Below are 16,165 nucleotides of genomic sequence, written 5' to 3'. Positions count from 1 at the left end.
CGCCTGCTTGTTTTCCTCTCGCCTTACACTCACTGATTCACAACCACCTTCGTGGTGTTTGCCTCTGTGAGGGGCGCTGTCGGTCGCGGCGACTCACATAAAGTTACACACCACATAAAGAACACACAACTTGCCAGGTCAGAACGTGTTTTTCACGCATTCTTTAAGCAATGTTCAATCAACAAGGCCGTAGAAAGCATCAAAGCGCCGTAGGAAAGGAGTTCCTACGGCGCTTTGATGCTAGTGGTAACAGGCCAGTGGCCCATCGGGTCCATCTATGACTCGTACAGGAGTATTGAATATCTGACTCAGTATCTCGCTATCCATCGCGGTAGCTACTGGACCAAAATGCGCTACGTTTCCGTCTTTAACCGCACAAATGTAGTCGGCATAGCGCGCTGCAAAGTTGATGTCGTGGAGAACCACTATGACTGTTCGTCCTAAGTCCCGTGCGATATCGCGCAGGTGACGCATCATTTCCACGGAATGCGCGATGTCCAAGTTATTGAGGGGTTCGTCGAGAAGCACATAGTCAGTTTCCTGTGCCAGCACCATAGCCACATACGCGCGCTGGCGCTGTCCACCTGAGAGTTGATCGAGGTAGCGATTTTCTAGTGGACGCAGGTTAAGAAAATCGATGTACCTAGAAACGATCTCCTCATCCTGTGCGGTTAGCTTCCCTTTTGAGTAGGGAAAGCGCCCGAAGCCGACAAGCTGGCGCACGGTAAGCCGGGTGATGAAGTGATTTTCTTGTCTCAGAATGGAGACAATCTTTGCAAGGTCCTTGGATTTGGTAGCTGCAACGTCGTAGCCGGCTACGGCGATCTGACCGGCGTCGATAGGCAAAAGTCTTCCGATCATCGTCAACAGCGTGGACTTCCCTGCTCCGTTAGGGCCGATGAAAGCCGTGATGCCGCCTTGAGGTATCTCAAGGTCCACAGGACCGATGGAGACTTCGCTGTTGTAGTTCTTTGCTACGTGATCTAGCTGAATCACAGGCGCCCCTTTTTCAGAATGACGATAAGGAAAATAATTCCGCCCACTAGTTCAATGATGATGGAGACCACACCTTGGGCATAGAAAATATGGTTCATTACAAAATATGCAGAGGTCAGGATCACAAATCCCAACGCCCATGCCATAGGAAAGACGTACCTGTGGTCAAAAGTATTCGCACACTGATACGCCAACGTAGCTACCAAGAATCCCAGGAATGTCATGGGCCCAACCAGTGCAGTTGAGGTAGCCATCAACACAGACACCAACACCAAAGTAAGTACTGATAGCACTTTGTAATTCATTCCGGCGTTGATTGCTACTTCGCGTCCCAGCTGCAGTAGATTGAGCTGCCTTGCCATCACAAGCAGCGCCCCACCAGCCACGAGTGCCAAAGGTATGGCGATCGGGAAATATACGGGGTCTGCATTGCTGATTGACCCGAAAAGCCGTGCGGTTAACACGTCGAATTCGCTCGGGGTAAGCAATCGTTGCATAAACGTAGCGAGGCTACCTAGACCAGCGCCGATAATAATTCCGATGAGCAGCAGCGCATGCATATTAGAGTTCTTACCGGTGAGCAACCATGCGTAAAGTACCATCGACAGACCAATCATCAGCGCAAGTTGCAGAAGGAACATTGGCACAGTACGTGACTGCATAAGCCCCACGGAACCAAAGAAAAACACTGTCGACGTATGAATCACACGGTATAGCGACTCAAATCCCATAATCGACGGTGTAATGATTCTATTATTTGTCACCGTTTGGAACGCCACTGTGGCCAAGGATTGGCAAAAAGCCACTAGAGCCATCGCAATGATGGCATTTGTTCGGCGTTCTGCGATAAGCCAAAAACGCTGCGTACCAAAAGGCATCGGATTTTTGTATACCAAAAGACCAAATGCGCAAGACAAACCTGCAAAAACAATGATCGAAAGAATTATCCAATAACGCTTTTGCTCCCGGCGCGTCTGAAACGCCCCGGATCGTCGATTGGCGGTTAAGCCCTGTGTATCAGCCACGCTTGTTTCTTGTTCCAGTCCCCTAACCACGTCGAACCTGCCTCACAATGAGCCCCACAAAAACAACTGCTCCAAACATGCCCAACACCACGGAAACCGGCACTTCAAAAGGAGAAATAATGGTGCGCGAAAGAAGATCGCAGATAGTCACCAGGCCTATTCCGCTCAGACACACCCACGGTAGATTTCCCCGCAGGTCATCTCCTCTGAAGATGGAAACCAAATTGGGAATAATAAGCCCCAAGAACGGCAGATTGCCGATGACTACAGTGACAACGCCAGTCGCAAGAGCGATCAGCGACGTACCAATGAGCACCATACGGTTGTAATTGACACCGATATTGGTTGCTATATCTTCCCCCAAGCCCGTGGCAGTTAAACGATCCGCATAGAAAAAGACCGCGACAACCACTAGTGCTACCGCCCACAGAACCTCGTATTGTCCTTTAGACACAGAGGTGAAACTTCCTTGGAACCACACCCCTAAGGTCTGCAAGGTGTCAGTTTTTAGTGCAACAAAAGTAGAAACCGAACTAACCACGGCGCCCAACATGATTCCAACGATCGGAACTACTAGCGAAGAACGTAGGGAGACTCTGCGTAAGAAAAGGAAAAAGACCATTGTTCCGGCAAAAGAAAAGAGCACTGCGGAAAGCATTCGATCCAGAATGCTGGCCTGAGGGAACGTCAGCATGCAAAATAACAGCCCCAGCCCCGCCCATTCCGTAGTTCCTGTGGTAGTTGGTTCCACGAATCTGTTCTGCGTGATCATTTGCATCACAAGACCAGACATAGACATCGCAGCTCCTGCCAAGACAAGCGCTACGGTCCTTGGAATCCGAGTAATTCCAAAAATGTCTACTTCTCCGCCAGAGAAAATGTCATATTCGCCAGTGAGAAGAGACACTATAAGCAATCCGACGACGGCACACGTGGCCAAAAGAAGGCGGACATTGAAACGCTGCATCAGCGTAGTATGTGTTTTCATAAAAATCGAGCTCTACGAGCGAATACCCGTGATGAACGGCAGAACGGGGATTGCTCAGCCTCTCGGCTAGCAATCCCCAGTCTTTTAATAAAGTCCACCGCACACGGCACAGATGTTATTTACCTTGCTCGAAAGCATCGGCAATCGAATTGAAGATCTTCGTGTAGGTGATGATCGACTCATTGCGGTAGGTGTCCTGCGGGGCAACAAGTACTTTTTGGTTCTTTACCGCAGCAACTCCTGCTAGCGCCTGATTCTTAGCGATCACGTCTTTAGCAGGGGTGTACTTTGCATCGTCAGCCATGATTGCTCCATCGCGGTCGAGAACAAGAATCCAGTCAGGATTCGAGTCCGCGATTGCCTCGACAGAAATGTCATCACCCTTGTGGTTTGAGGAGGCACCCTCAATCTGTAGGGCAGGCTTGAGACCCAACAGGTCAAAAACGGGACCGTATACACGGCCAACATGCGGTGCGATGTAGCCGATTGCGCCACCGGATACGTTCACAGCCATGACTTTGTCAGATCCGTTGTAAGCCTTCTTTGCCCGAGCAACGGCATCCTCGAAGTCTTTCACAAGCTTCTTGGCTTCGCCTTCTTTGTTAAAGATAACGCCCATTTCCGTCACTTGGCGCTTAAGTTCTGCGTCAAAGGCTTCGCCGTCGCGAGGTTCAAAGTCCACGATAGGGACACCGGGGTTAAGCTTCTTCATCTCTTTGTAGTGCTGGGAAAAGCGCTGGCCGGAGATGATCAGGTCCGGGTCGGTAGCCACCATTGCCTCTAGATTGGGCTCACGGTGAGTTCCCAGGTCCACGATCTGATCGTTGTTAAGGAAGTTAGGCACGGTCGACGGCGCGATCGGCTTAGGTACGGCAACAGGAGTTACGCCCCACTGATCCAAAACTTGGAACGTGCGGTTATCCGTAGCAACAACCCGCTCAACAGGAGTTTTAATCTCGACTGTTCCGTAGTTGTCCTGAACGGTCACGGTATTTGCACTCGACTGCGCGTTGGTAGCGCTGTCTTTAGTACCGGAATCGCTACAAGCGCTCAATGCAAGGCCAGCCGCCGTAAAAACCGCAGCGAACTTAGTAAATCTGGAGACCATAAGACCCTTATCCTTATCGAGATGGATTGGCAAGCCTCAGTAAGCACAGGCTTGCTTTCACTCGATCCAAGCTATAGAGACCCTCAGGAAAAGACAAGAATTTTGAATGCCCCTCAGCCGGCCATTTCACCCCGCCCCTATCCATGCAGGTCACGAGCTAGTAAAACAAAAGCCTGAACCCATAAGGGGGTAAACTTACTTACCCCCAGACACCCAAAAGAGGTAGAGCATTCACTCACTTCCCCACTTTTGGAGTTAGCAATGAAGATAATAGTTTGACTCACTGAACTTTCTTGGAGTGAGGTGTCTGCAACCCCGGCTGAGGCGTTTCCCGTGGATGCCGTAAAGCCTCTCTACAATCGGCCACTTTCTTCGAACATGTAGGCCAACAAGCAAGCATCGATGTCACATCCTTTTCCCATACTGAGCACATACGCACAGTACGAAAGGAAACACCATGCTTTTTAACGTCATCGTTGTTCTTTTAATGATTGCCGCCGCGGCAATGCTGATCACGGTGGCCTTTCATAGTGATCTTCAAAAATCTCAGGATCACCAAGAGGTACAGACAGACCACCACAGCCACACTCCGGTTGCGCCACACGAGCCTCCCATTTCTCAAGAAGACCTGGCAGCATCCATAAACGCACTTCAACAGCGCTTCCGCTCCGCGCCAGTAACCGAGCGCAACCTCGCGGTAAAAGACAATTTTTCTATTGCACCCAGCGCCGTTCTCGATCTGGAACAACTTGGGATTGAGCACAGCCACGCTATAGAACTTATTGCCCAAGCTAGTTCCACGATACAAACAGAGCGCCATATCGCTGTCTACGCCGACAACTTTTCCTTTTGGTTTACTACCGACGGCGCTACGTTGCTCAACGCGCACGAAGAAAGCGCTACAAAATCAACAACAAAGCCTGCTTATCGACGCCACCATGCACCTATTCCCCCACGTAAAACACAAAAACCTACTCGCAGGCCCGTGCCCCAAAATACAAAAGAATTCCTTCTAGTTCTGAAAGAATTCGGCTTTACAGTCGAGAATGGAAAAACCCATTACAAGGCAAGACATCCCCAACACCCCGGACGTATGTGCGCCTTTGCCAAGACTCCGTCGTGCCATAGGGCAATCCATAACGCTATCTCGACAATCCGACACGTGTTTGGGATTGATCTACGTGCAGCGGAACCCGATGTTAGGGCGCAGGCTGCATAGAACAACACAGCCTGTTCTGCACATGGCGTGAGCCGCCCCGTTCCCATACCATGTGCATCAAGCAGATCAACTAGACATCCACAAAAATGCCTTTTTCTTGATCAAACTTGGTCACATCACCCTTGCCGATGTCGTAGTGATACGCCTCCAACTTGAGGTCACCTGCTTTCACCCGATCCACCACAAAAGCGTGAGACATCAAGTTATCCAGCTGAGCCGCCGCATTAGCCTTTTCCAGGCGAAGCGAGAAATCTTCAGCGTTACGATCCCCATCGAGGCTGGCGAGCACTCCCTCTGAGCGGGTCAACCAATCATGAGTAGCCGGCAATTTCTGTGCATACTCATCGAGATGCTGCAGCGCTGCCATACCTCCACAGTTGGAGTGTCCGATAACAGCGATAGTGGAAACACCCAAGCTGGACACCGCGTACTCTACCGGGGCAAGAACTCCGAACTCTGGCTTGCTAGCATGCGGGATAATGTTGGCAATATCGCGTAGGTGGAACAACTCACCAGGCTTGGCCGACAAGAGGGTCTCCGCATCGATGCGCGAATCCGAGCATGTGACTACGAGCGTGTGCGGGGATTGAGAATCCGCCAAGCCCTCATAGAGTTTTTTATTGTCCGGGTAGGTGGAGTCTTCAAATTTGTTGATCCCATCGATAATAGGATCACCAGTACCACTGGCTGCTTTGGTTGGCTCAGTTGTGCAGGCGGCAAGGGCTGTGGCCCCCGCCCCGAATCCCAAGGCCTGTAAAATCTGGCGACGGCTGTATGACTTCCTTGTAGGCATGTGCAAGCTCCAGTCTCTAGTCGTACTTTTGATTCAAAGGTATAGCATTTTTGTTCTAGCCGACGAGCTGAAACAAACAACGGGATCGATGATCAGACAAACACACAATCCCGTACTAACAAAGCAGAAACATCACGTGAGCAGAGAAAACAGCAACACCTATTCACGTAGCATCTAAGGCTGCACTAACTACGAGCATCTGTGAGAAAACTCTCTTAAAATCGGTGCGAAAACATAAATGTACAGAGCCGATATGTCGTCAATGTCGCGAGACTCGACCAACAAAATATCGTCCCATAGGTTCGCCTTCTATAGGTACTTCATGCCACGTGTGGGCCACATATGAAGATATTTGTAGCGCATCATCTATCTTCTGCATTTTGTGTTTTACAGGTAAATAAGTAAAACCCCGCTTACCAAGGCGGTAAGCGGGGTTAGGTGGTGGAGCTGCCGGGAATTGAACCCGGGTCCTACGCAACCTCGCCAGGGCTTCTCCGTGCGCAGTCCGCGCATAGATCTCTACTCGGCTCTCCGGCTAGGACGAACACATCCGGATGATGAGCCCAGTCATCGGTAAAAGTCCCGACCCACCCCGTTGACACGATGGAATCAGCAAGTCTCTTAGTCGATGCCAGACACTAGGTCAGAGACAAACCTAGGCTGACAGACACGCAGGTCGCTACAAATTAGGCAGCGAGGGCGTAGTCGCGCTGAGTCTTCTCGGCGCTTATCAGTTTGCTACGACGCTTACGGTGGTCTCTAGCCTGCACCGGCACGCTTCCCCTGGCTCAATCTACGCAGTCGAAACCAAAATCAGCCCCTCATGCGACTACGGATTGGGATGCTGTGCAGCATATCCGTAGTTTGGATTATCCTACTCCGTGCAATGAGCAGCTTCAAGTCCTCCTGCGGTACGTGCTGTCGAGGGGACGTCGATAAGCTGCAAAGACAGGGATATTTTATGCGTGGATGCCTTTAACGCGGCGACCAAGTTCCCGAACCACTTCGCGCTCTTCGGTCCTGCGCTTGATGTCTTGGCGCTTGTCATAATCCTGTTTACCTTGGGCAAGGCCAAGTTCCACCTTGAGCCGTCCGCCAGAAAAATAGAGAGACAACGGCACAAGCGTCTTGTTGCCGTCGCGCACTTTACCCATCAGCGAGTCAATCTCGCGGCGGTGCAGCAGCAGTTTACGGGTCCTCTTGGGGCTGTGGTTGGTCCACGAGCCCATGGAATAGATCGGGATGTTGAGGTTGCGGAGCCAGACCTCGCCCTCGTCAATGGTGGCGAAGGCATCGACAAGGGAGGCCTTGCCTTCTCTCAGCGATTTAATTTCTGTACCGAGGAGGACAATGCCGCATTCGTAGGTCTCTAGAATCTTGTAATCATGGCGTGCCTTGCGGTTAGTCGCGATCACAGGATTGTTGTTTGCAGCTTTTTTCTTCTTCGCCATAATGCCACTGATCGTACCTTGTGCCCGCCTTGCACATGCAAAAACCTTCCACACCAGCTTGATGTGGAAGGTTAAAGTTCTCACGCTACTGCGCCAGTTTACAACCAGCGGCTCATGCGTGGTTATTTACGCACATACCAGCGGAGCGTAATTTGAGCGGTGATCGCTGCAAAGACCACTCCGATCACTGCCACAACCGGGGCCACTGCCCAGATGTCGGAGCTCGTCACCCGTGCAATGAGCTGGGAATCGTAGAGTCCCTTAAGGGTCTTGTCCACCACCCATTCCTTGCCGCCAAACAAAGCCACTCCGGAGAGCACAGCGCCAAAGAGTGCAGCGATCATGGCTTCAAGCACAAAGGGGGCTTGGGTATACCAGCGAGACGCGCCCACCATGCGCATGATCGAAATTTCTTCACGACGATTAAATGCAGCAATTTGCACCATGTTCACAATCAAGAACACTGCCGCAATCGCCTGAATCGCCGCGAAAATGAACGTTGCGTTGCGAATAGCGTCAAGGTTGTTCGTCGCCCCACGCAGATCATCTACCTGATCCACAATGGTGGTTACTTGTTCCAGGCCACGGACCGCATCAAGTGGCTTGGTGTCTAGCGGGTCTACAAGGCGAACGTGCAGCGCCGCCGGCAGTGCATCTTTAGATGTTTCTGCGACAAGCTGCGGGTCTGTGTCCTTGAAAACCTCGACAAAACGCTGATATGACTGCTCGCGGCTGCGGAAGGTAACAGATTCGATTCCTTCTTGTCCGTCGAGCTTTTCACGCACCTGCTTGCATGCGTCCGATGCGCAGTCTTTGTCATTGGCAGAGATGTCCTCGTTCAGCTGCACCATGACTTCTACGCGGTCAAGATAAATACTTTTTGTGGCTTCAGTCATGTGTGTGACTAGAAAACCGGTAGCCAGAAGTGCTAGAGAAATAGCCGTGGTAATGATGAGCGCAATGGTCATCGTTATGTTACGTCCGAGCCCGCGGAAGGCCTCTCGGAATACAAATCCAAGTTTCATGAGGTTCCTTACCTATTGCATCTATTGAGCTTCGCCGTAGACACCGTGGGCATCATCACGCACGAGCTTGCCCAGGTTCAGTTCAATAACACGACGGCGCATGTCATTGACGGCCCTCGCATTGTGAGTGGACATAACCACGGTTGTACCCGTCTTGTTGATCTGGTTCAGCAAAACCATGATGCCGTCGGAAGTTTCGGGATCCAGGTTGCCGGTGGGTTCGTCGGCAAGCAAAAGCAACGGCCGGTTGACAAAGGCGCGGGCTACGGCCACGCGCTGTTGCTCGCCGCCAGAAAGCTCATGAGGCATACGGTGTGCTTTTCCAGAAAGACCCACCATCTCAAGAGTTTCGGGCACTAGTTTGTTAATGCGGCTTTTCCGTGTCCCAATAACTTCTAGCGCAAAGGCCACGTTGTCGTAGACCGTCTTCTGTTGCAAAAGACGGAAATCCTGGAAGACGTAACCGATGTGCTGGCGCAGCTTGTTAATTTGCCGGCCATGCAGCTTATTCACGTGAAAATCGGACAAGTAGAGATCACCGCTCGTGAGGTTCTCCTCTCTGATCATGAGCTGCAAGAAGGTTGATTTTCCCGAGCCGGAAGGGCCGATGAGGAAAACAAACTCGCCTTTATCAATAGTGAGCGAGAGGTTATCCAGCGCCGGCCTGGTAGACGTTTTATATGACTTGGTGACTTTGTCGAACGTGATCACACTTGAACACCTTAGCCAAACCACTGTGGCAATTGAAACGTTTGTGACAAATGGGATCGAATTTAGCGCTACAGGCGCCATGCGTAACGACGCCCCCCCCCCCCGCACCCCATACATGCGCCACGCCATGGAGATATCACACCGCCACCCTGGCCGTACACATAATTACATCTATATGTTTAGATATCTCCCCTCCCCTCAATCACCCCGAATGGATAAAGTTTTCATAAATCTATGAGACGCATCACTTTTATCGCGTTAGACTGGCGCCCATCACTTCCCCAAAGATCGGAGCCCAGAAATGAGCACGACTTCAGAGCAGAAGCTAGAAAAAAGGCACGACGCGCCTCCCAAGCCGAAAGGATTTCTGGGGTTTGTGGAGCGCGTGGGCAACCTACTCCCCGACCCTTTCTGGCTTTTTGTTATTCTCGCTGGACTGGTAGCCATCAGTAGCTGGGTGGGGTCAAAAGCTGGCATGAGCGCCATTAATCCCCAGGACAATTCCCCAGTTGCCGTCACCAATCTCCTCACCAAAGAGGGAATAAGCACAATGCTTACTGAGGCGGTGAATAACTTTGTGTCTTTTCCACCTCTCGGAGTCATCCTCACAGTTATGCTCGGAGTCGCTGTAGCCGAGCACTCTGGTTTTATTAGTGCACTTATTCGAGCCATGGTAGCCAAAGTCGGGCCACGCACACTGACCTTTGTTGTGGCACTGGCGGGAGTCACCGGTTCTATTGCATCGGATGCCGTTTATGTCATCCTTATCCCCTTAGGCGCCATGAGCTTTCGAGCACTGGGAAGATCGCCGATCGTGGGTGCAATGGTGGCCTTCGCTGCATCATCGGCAGGTTTTAACGCCAGTCTGATTCTGAACATCACTGACGTACTACTGGGCGGAATTTCCACATCTGCGGCACAACTCGTGGACCCCGAGTACCACGTTTCTCCCCTGGCAAACTATTTCTTTGTAGTGGCCTCATCTATCGTGCTCGCTCTGATCATCACGCTGGTCACTGAGCTTTTTATCAAAAAGAAAGCCCGCGAGTTAGTAGACCATGACCGCATCGACCATTCCGAGCTCACGTTTTCCAAGAATGCGGACGGATCTCCCGGCGCGCAATCTCACAAAGATAAGACAGATGACGATTTAGCCGAAGAAATCAAGCTCCATCCTGGCGAGGCCCGCGCCCTTGCGTTTACCGGTGGTGTTTTTGTGCTCATGCTTGCCGCATACTTTGCGCTGCTGTTTATCCCAGCGTCACCGCTGTATTCAGAAGAGGGAGCACTGACGAGCCCCTTGATTAAAGCCATCGCGGTTCCCATCGCGATGATGTTCTTAGGGTTAGGCATCGTCTATGGCGTTGCTGCTAAAACGATCACAAGACTGGGAGATATTCCCGAGTTCATGGGGCGTGGGCTCAAAACTCTCATTCCTATGATCGTCTTGTTCTTTATGGTCGCGCAGTTCCTGGCATGGTTTCAATGGTCAAATCTGGGCATGTGGACTGCGATTAAAGGGGCGGAGTTGCTCCAGCAATGGGACCTGCCGGTCTACGTATTATTCGGCGCGCTGGTCGCTATGGTCGCTTTGCTCAACTTGGCTATTACCTCGGGCTCGGCCCAGTGGGCCCTTATGGCACCGGTGATTGTTCCCATGATGATGTACATAGGGGTTTCTCCAGAGGTCTCGCAGATGCTCTTCCGCATAGGCGATTCTCCGACAAACATCATTACTCCTATGAGCCCTTATTTTGCTCTAGCACTGACGTTCCTCCAGCGCTATTACAAGCCTGCGGGTGTGGGAACCCTCATGTCCCTAGCTCTTCCCTATTCCATATCCATGCTGGTGGGATGGTTCTTGTTCTTTGTCTTGTGGTACTTCTTGGGTATTCCTATCGGCCCTGGAACACCTATTCATTATGGATAAGGCCAAATTCTAAGAGCTAAGCTGCTACTCTGAGCTATCCTCAAGCGATGAAGATTGCAATTATGGGGTATTCCGGCGGCGGAAAATCAACGCTTGCCCGCCGCTTAGGCGCCCAGCTGGATGTCCCAGTTTTGCATCTTGATTCGGTTCATTTTTCAGCCGACTGGGTGGAGCGAAACCTCGCAGAAGAAACCGCAGACGCCGAGTCGTTTCTCAACACGCATAGTGATTGGATCATCGACGGCAACTACTCGCTTTTATCTGAGGAGCGTCGACTAGCTGAGGCTGATCGCATCATCGTGATTCTCGCACCGCGCGTGATCAGATTATGGCGAGTTGTGCGTCGTTTAGCCTGCTACTACGGCACAACGCGACCAGATATGGCAGCGGGATGCCCGGAGAAAGTTGACTTTACTTTCCTTACATGGGTGCTGTGGGACTCGTGTACAAGGGCAAAACGCAAGCACTACCTGGAGATCGCGAAGAAGTATCCGGGAAAAACTGAGATTCGCCGTCGATAGCATAGCTTCTCGACGCCCCTCTCCAGGGCTTCCCCTCGTTATTGTTCCTGCTGCTGTGCCATACGCCAGCGAATGCCGGCTTCTAACAAGCCATCGATGTCTCCGTCGAGCACTTTTTGCGGATCATTGACTTCATAATTGGTACGCAGATCTTTCACCATCTGATACGGGTGCAACACGTAGGAGCGCATTTGGTTTCCCCACGAGGCGTTGCCACCAGCACCCAGGGCATCGAGTTCAGCTCGCTCTTCTTGGCGCTTCTTCTCCAGGAGTTTAGCTTGGAGAACTCGCATGGCAGACGCCTTGTTTTGGATCTGGGATTTCTCGTTTTGGCAGGTGACCACGATCCCCGTAGGAATATGCGTCAACCGCACAGCCGAGTCAGTGGTATTCACGGACTGCCCGCCGGGCCCGGAGGAACGATAGACGTCCACACGCACTTCAGAGTCTGGAATGTCGATGTGGTCCGTCTGCTCAACCACCGGGAGAACCTCGACCTCAGCGAATGAGGTCTGGCGGCGTCCTTGGTTATCAAACGGAGAAATTCTTACTAGCCGGTGTGCGCCTTGCTCCACAGAGAGCTGGCCATACATGTATTCACCGTGGACAACGAACGTCGCTGATTTAATACCCGCTTCTTCCGCATAAGAGATGTCATAAATGTCGACCTTGCGGTCGTTCTTTTCCGCCCAGCGGACATACATGCGCATCAGCATCTCTGCCCAGTCTGCAGCGTCAACGCCGCCTGCCCCAGAGCGAATGTTGATCACGGCCTCACGGGAATCATATTCGCCGGATAGCATGGTTTTCACTTCTAGAGACTCAATCTCTGCGGTGAGCTCGGCCAGCTCTTCGTCGGCAAGCTCGGTGCCGTCGCCCTCTTCTTCGGCGAGTTCGTACATCACCGGGATGTCGTCGATACGCTGCCGCAGGCCTGTAAGTTTCTTCAGCTGTGCTTGCACCGAGGATAGCTCCGTGGTCACCTTCTGAGCATGGTCAGGGTTATCCCACAACGTGGGGTCGGAGGCTTGTTGCTCCAGCTCACGGACGCGCGATGCTAATTCCTCGGGGTCCATGACCTTTTCGATCGTGGTCAAGGTTGCATCAAGTTCATTGAGAGCAGCGAGAATTTCCGGGCGCATGAAGAACTAGTTTAGCAGGATACATATCCATCTTCTGCTTTGCACCCGCTGTTCCGGCTGCTTTTTAACAGACAAATAGACACTGTGCTGCGATAATCAGCGAGGAAGCTAAATCCAAGGACCTATTCCTCATGTTTTGTGGGGTTGTTACTCCGCCACGGTTGGCAACTCTCCTGGGAAAAGGTGACAATGGTAGATATGGATCAACCTCGGGATACTGCATTACATTCCTCGTTAGCTGACATGATCGCAACGATCACCAAGACTTTTGTTATCGCCCACGATCAAGACTCTGATGAGCACCTAGCACAAGCGCTGGTGTTCAATGCGGGCCGCTTGGCGTGGAGGATGCGCGAGCAGGGAGTATCTACAGACTTTAAGACCTCCCTCTCCGACGTAGTCACGGATGCAGATCGTGCAGCCGAGCAGTTTGTCACAGGTGTGATTAGCGCGCTTCGGCCGGAAGACGGCATCCTCGGCGAAGAAGGCACCCACAAAGCTGGAACCTCCGGACGCACATGGGTCATCGACCCAGTTGATGGAACCTATAACTTTATTAGCGGTTCAGATTATTGGTGTTCCGCCCTTGCACTGGTAGAAGGCGATCCTGCGCATCCGGATAAGGTCTGTTTCGGTGCTGTACACAGGCCTGCGATGGGATACACCTGGTTTGGTGGCAAAGATATTCCTACAACCCGCGACGGCAAAGCCTTGCCAGCGTTAGAGAATAAATCCACTGAGCTCATCAGCATGGCCACGTATCTCAACCCTCCTTTCATCGCTGAGCCGGCACTGCTTAACGCATGGCTTTCCCTCGCACAGAGCTTCCTCAGCTGGAGAATGATCGGGGCGGGTTCGGTTGACCTGGGTGGAGTTGCTGACGGCGCCTTGGGCTCTTATGTCCAACACACTGTCCAGGATTGGGATTGGCTCCCCGGCCGTGCTCTCGTGGAAGGCGTAGGCGGCACGTGCATCAAAGTTGAAGCCGCGGGTGTGACCTGGTGTATTGCTGCGAATCCGCAGGCAGCTGATGAAATTGCAACGATTCTTCGCACCTTACCTCCTGCGAATTAATCCGACCCTAGTTTTTACAACGCATCTCAGGAAAGCTGGTGTGTATGACTTCTTATAATTCTGATCTTGAATTTGCTCTATCACTTGCTGACGCCGCCGATGCGATAACCTTCAAACGCTTCGACTCAAGCGACCTGGTTGTAGATTCCAAACCAGACATGACCCCCGTAAGCGATGCCGACCTCGCCTGCGAAAAGGCCCTCCGAGCACTCATCACCGCGCGTTACCCCGACGACGCCATCCTCGGGGAGGAATTTGGCGGTGACGTGGAGTTAAAGGGACGACAGTGGGTCATTGATCCCATTGACGCCACAAAGAACTTTGTGCGAGGCGTCCCTGCCTGGGCAACGCTTATCGCTTTGCTTGTCGACGGCACCCCGGTAGTCGGTGTGGTCACAGCGCCAGCTCTAGCGCGCCGTTGGTGGGCGGCCTCCGGTCAAGGGGCATGGCGCACCTTCAACGGCGGAACCCCCACAAGGCTGTCGGTCTCTCACGTTGCAGACTTAGACCACGCATCCCTCTCGTTTTCTTCCTTCAGCGGTTGGCAAACCCTAGGTTTGGACGAGCGCTTTATTGACTTAACCGAGCGCACGTGGCGACTACGTGGTTTTGGAGATTTTTGGTCTTACTGTCTCGTCGCAGAAGGCGCGGTGGACATCGCAGCAGAACCGGAGGTCTCACTCTGGGACCTAGCGCCCTTAACCGTATTGGTAGAGGAAGCCGGCGGCACTTTCACCTCTCTCACGGGTGAACGAGGACCGCACGGCGGTAGTGCGATTGCGTCCAACGGCCTACTCCACGCCCCGGCGCTGGATGTTTTGGGTACGCAAAAACAAGAGTCATGTGATTAGCTCCCAAGATTAACTATTAAAAGGGCAGGTGTCCGCTGTTTACTCAGCGACACCTGCCCTTTGTTTTATCTTCTATTTCACGATTTTAAAGCCAGCGCCAACACCATTCTTGGCGTTTATATCTGCGATAACGGCATCCATATTGGTGGAAATCGTAGGCATGAACATCGGCCCCTGCCATGGGGTATGGCATGCAAGAGCTTGGTTATTGATAGCACCTCTCTTGATGATCCCCACGACGCGATCTCCCACGATCACCGGTGCACCAGAATCGCCCTGGCGAGCACAGATCTGTGACATTGAGGTGCGCGCGTCTTTAGTCCAGATATGTCCACAGGAGTGTCCGGTGGCCACACCCTGCTTGCATGCTGTTTCTCCGGCATTAGGGTTGTGGCCTCCCACCGAATTAACGCGAGTCCCGTTGTACTCATTGGTTACCTGCGCATTAGAACCAAGCTCAATAACCGAATAGTCCAAATGTTCACCGCGAACGGCAACCGTTCCGCTTGGACCAATCCTCCAAGAGTCAGCGGATTCCACGCTTTGCCCCACTGCACCACAGTGCCCCGCGGTAATGGCTACTGCGCGCCCTGCGGCATCGTGTCCCGTCGCAGCGACGGTACACAGAGAATGCTTTCCCACATACACAGGGGTTCCTGGGCCGTACAGGGACATCCCGCGTTGTTCTGCGGCTAAGGATTCAGCTGGGATATCTGGCGAGTTGAACCAGCTACCGGCTACCCGATTGAGGACTTTCCCGGGGTGTTGTGCCATGAACTGCGAGAGTAGATCCGTGCGCCAGTGATAGTTAGGGCCATCAATGATGGGCTCAAAGGTCTTTTCCCGTTGTACGACCTCGGGGATCGTACGGCCTTGCGCATCTTTGTGCACTGGCTGGGTATGTGCACGCGGAGTCGGTGTCTGATGAATAGCTTGTGGCTTATGAGGCTGCAACGCTTGTCCTAGAGCTGCTTGTGCCTGTGCCCCTGCTGCTTGAACATTCGCATTAAAAGCGTCCATGTCAGATTGTATACGAGCAACCGCTGCGTCTGCAGAGGCAACCGCTGCAGGGTCTACAGGAGGGGCAACGATGCCTGCTCCACGCAGCTGCTCAGCCACCTGATTCACCCACGTGGAAACCGGAGCCTGCTGCGGCATAATCTCAGAAGCCCCGGCACCTGGCGAACCGAAGACCGCCATCCCTGTGATTGCTGCTGTGATAAACAAACGGCGGGTATGGTGGTTGCGGTTTCGCATGTACCGAGGCTTCCTTTTCGCTATTCAGACGAGCATTTCCCACTCATATAACCATGTATTTGAGCGTACGCATA

General features: G+C 52.4%; 15 protein-coding genes and 1 other RNA gene. 5 read left to right on the top strand and 11 right to left on the bottom strand.

The genetic code is table 11. From position 1 onward, the window contains the following. Window positions 1-240: 240 nt before the first annotated feature. From CULFRC11_RS03110 to CULFRC11_RS03095, 4 genes are all read right to left on the bottom strand, one after another. Window positions 241-996 (bottom strand): iron ABC transporter ATP-binding protein, encoded by a 756-nt coding sequence (locus tag CULFRC11_RS03110; protein WP_023635326.1) that lies wholly within the window; start codon window positions 994-996, stop codon window positions 241-243. After that, a complete protein-coding gene (locus CULFRC11_RS03105; protein WP_023635325.1) occupies window positions 993-2,051 on the bottom strand; it encodes an iron chelate uptake ABC transporter family permease subunit in 1,059 nt (352 codons plus the stop codon). Before CULFRC11_RS03105 ends, CULFRC11_RS03110 begins: the two co-directional genes overlap by 4 nt. Beyond that, window positions 2,044-3,009 carry an ABC transporter permease gene (locus CULFRC11_RS03100; RefSeq protein WP_023635324.1) on the bottom strand — a complete coding sequence of 322 codons (966 nt, stop codon included), beginning with the start codon at window positions 3,007-3,009 and terminating at the stop codon, window positions 2,044-2,046. The genes CULFRC11_RS03105 and CULFRC11_RS03100 overlap by 8 nt, the downstream gene beginning before the upstream one ends. Before the next feature lie 115 nt (window positions 3,010-3,124). After that, window positions 3,125-4,117, bottom strand: a complete 993-nt coding sequence (locus CULFRC11_RS03095) for a siderophore ABC transporter substrate-binding protein (RefSeq protein WP_023635323.1) — start codon at window positions 4,115-4,117, stop codon at window positions 3,125-3,127. 457 nt (window positions 4,118-4,574) lie between these two features. Here CULFRC11_RS03095 and CULFRC11_RS03090 point away from each other — a divergent pair, with 457 nt between their 5' ends. After that, a complete protein-coding gene (locus CULFRC11_RS03090; RefSeq protein ID WP_023635322.1) occupies window positions 4,575-5,336 on the top strand; it encodes a hypothetical protein in 762 nt (253 codons plus the stop codon). Window positions 5,337-5,406: 70 nt separating this feature from the next. On the opposite strand, the gene CULFRC11_RS03085 is transcribed toward CULFRC11_RS03090, so the two are convergent. The 5 genes from CULFRC11_RS03085 to ftsE all read right to left on the bottom strand — a co-directional run bounded on the left by CULFRC11_RS03085 (window position 5,407) and on the right by ftsE (window position 9,316). Then, window positions 5,407-6,129 (bottom strand): carbonic anhydrase, encoded by a 723-nt coding sequence (locus CULFRC11_RS03085; RefSeq protein WP_023635321.1) that lies wholly within the window; start codon window positions 6,127-6,129, stop codon window positions 5,407-5,409. A 439-nt stretch (window positions 6,130-6,568) separates the two neighbouring features. After that, window positions 6,569-6,950, bottom strand: a transfer-messenger RNA (tmRNA) gene (ssrA, locus tag CULFRC11_RS10990). A gap of 138 nt (window positions 6,951-7,088) precedes the next feature. Further along, on the bottom strand, window positions 7,089-7,580 hold the full coding sequence (smpB, locus tag CULFRC11_RS03080; protein ID WP_013911009.1) for an SsrA-binding protein SmpB: 492 nt from the start codon (window positions 7,578-7,580) through the stop codon (window positions 7,089-7,091). A 122-nt stretch (window positions 7,581-7,702) separates the two neighbouring features. Next, on the bottom strand, window positions 7,703-8,605 hold the full coding sequence (gene ftsX / locus CULFRC11_RS03075; RefSeq protein WP_013911008.1) for a permease-like cell division protein FtsX: 903 nt from the start codon (window positions 8,603-8,605) through the stop codon (window positions 7,703-7,705). A 21-nt stretch (window positions 8,606-8,626) separates the two neighbouring features. Beyond that, window positions 8,627-9,316, bottom strand: coding sequence for a cell division ATP-binding protein FtsE (gene ftsE, locus CULFRC11_RS03070; RefSeq protein ID WP_014836108.1), 690 nt, complete (start codon window positions 9,314-9,316; stop codon window positions 8,627-8,629). Window positions 9,317-9,617: 301 nt separating this feature from the next. On the opposite strand from ftsE, the gene CULFRC11_RS03065 reads away from it, so the two are divergent. Beyond that, window positions 9,618-11,246 (top strand): AbgT family transporter, encoded by a 1,629-nt coding sequence (locus CULFRC11_RS03065; RefSeq protein WP_023635319.1) that lies wholly within the window; start codon window positions 9,618-9,620, stop codon window positions 11,244-11,246. A gap of 47 nt (window positions 11,247-11,293) precedes the next feature. Further along, window positions 11,294-11,767 carry a P-loop NTPase family protein gene (locus CULFRC11_RS03060; RefSeq protein WP_023635318.1) on the top strand — a complete coding sequence of 158 codons (474 nt, stop codon included), beginning with the start codon at window positions 11,294-11,296 and terminating at the stop codon, window positions 11,765-11,767. 38 nt (window positions 11,768-11,805) lie between these two features. On the opposite strand, the gene prfB is transcribed toward CULFRC11_RS03060, so the two are convergent. Continuing rightward, entirely contained in the window at window positions 11,806-12,909 is a 1,104-nt protein-coding gene (gene prfB / locus CULFRC11_RS03055) for a peptide chain release factor 2 (protein WP_014525462.1), read from the bottom strand. A 189-nt stretch (window positions 12,910-13,098) separates the two neighbouring features. Between prfB and CULFRC11_RS03050 the strand changes: the two genes are divergently transcribed. Continuing rightward, a complete protein-coding gene (locus CULFRC11_RS03050; protein WP_038620394.1) occupies window positions 13,099-13,983 on the top strand; it encodes an inositol monophosphatase family protein in 885 nt (294 codons plus the stop codon). Window positions 13,984-14,027: 44 nt separating this feature from the next. Beyond that, a complete protein-coding gene (gene hisN / locus CULFRC11_RS03045; protein WP_023635316.1) occupies window positions 14,028-14,834 on the top strand; it encodes a histidinol-phosphatase in 807 nt (268 codons plus the stop codon). A gap of 72 nt (window positions 14,835-14,906) precedes the next feature. Here the strand turns inward: hisN and CULFRC11_RS03040 are convergent, their stop codons facing one another. Next, on the bottom strand, window positions 14,907-16,091 hold the full coding sequence (locus tag CULFRC11_RS03040; protein ID WP_038620392.1) for a S1 family peptidase: 1,185 nt from the start codon (window positions 16,089-16,091) through the stop codon (window positions 14,907-14,909). Window positions 16,092-16,165 lie beyond the last annotated feature (74 nt).

It is taken from the genome of Corynebacterium ulcerans (assembly GCF_000767685.1).
Taxonomy (GTDB): Bacteria; Actinomycetota; Actinomycetes; order Mycobacteriales; family Mycobacteriaceae; genus Corynebacterium; species Corynebacterium ulcerans.
This window is presented reverse-complemented; position numbering and strand designations above follow the sequence as displayed.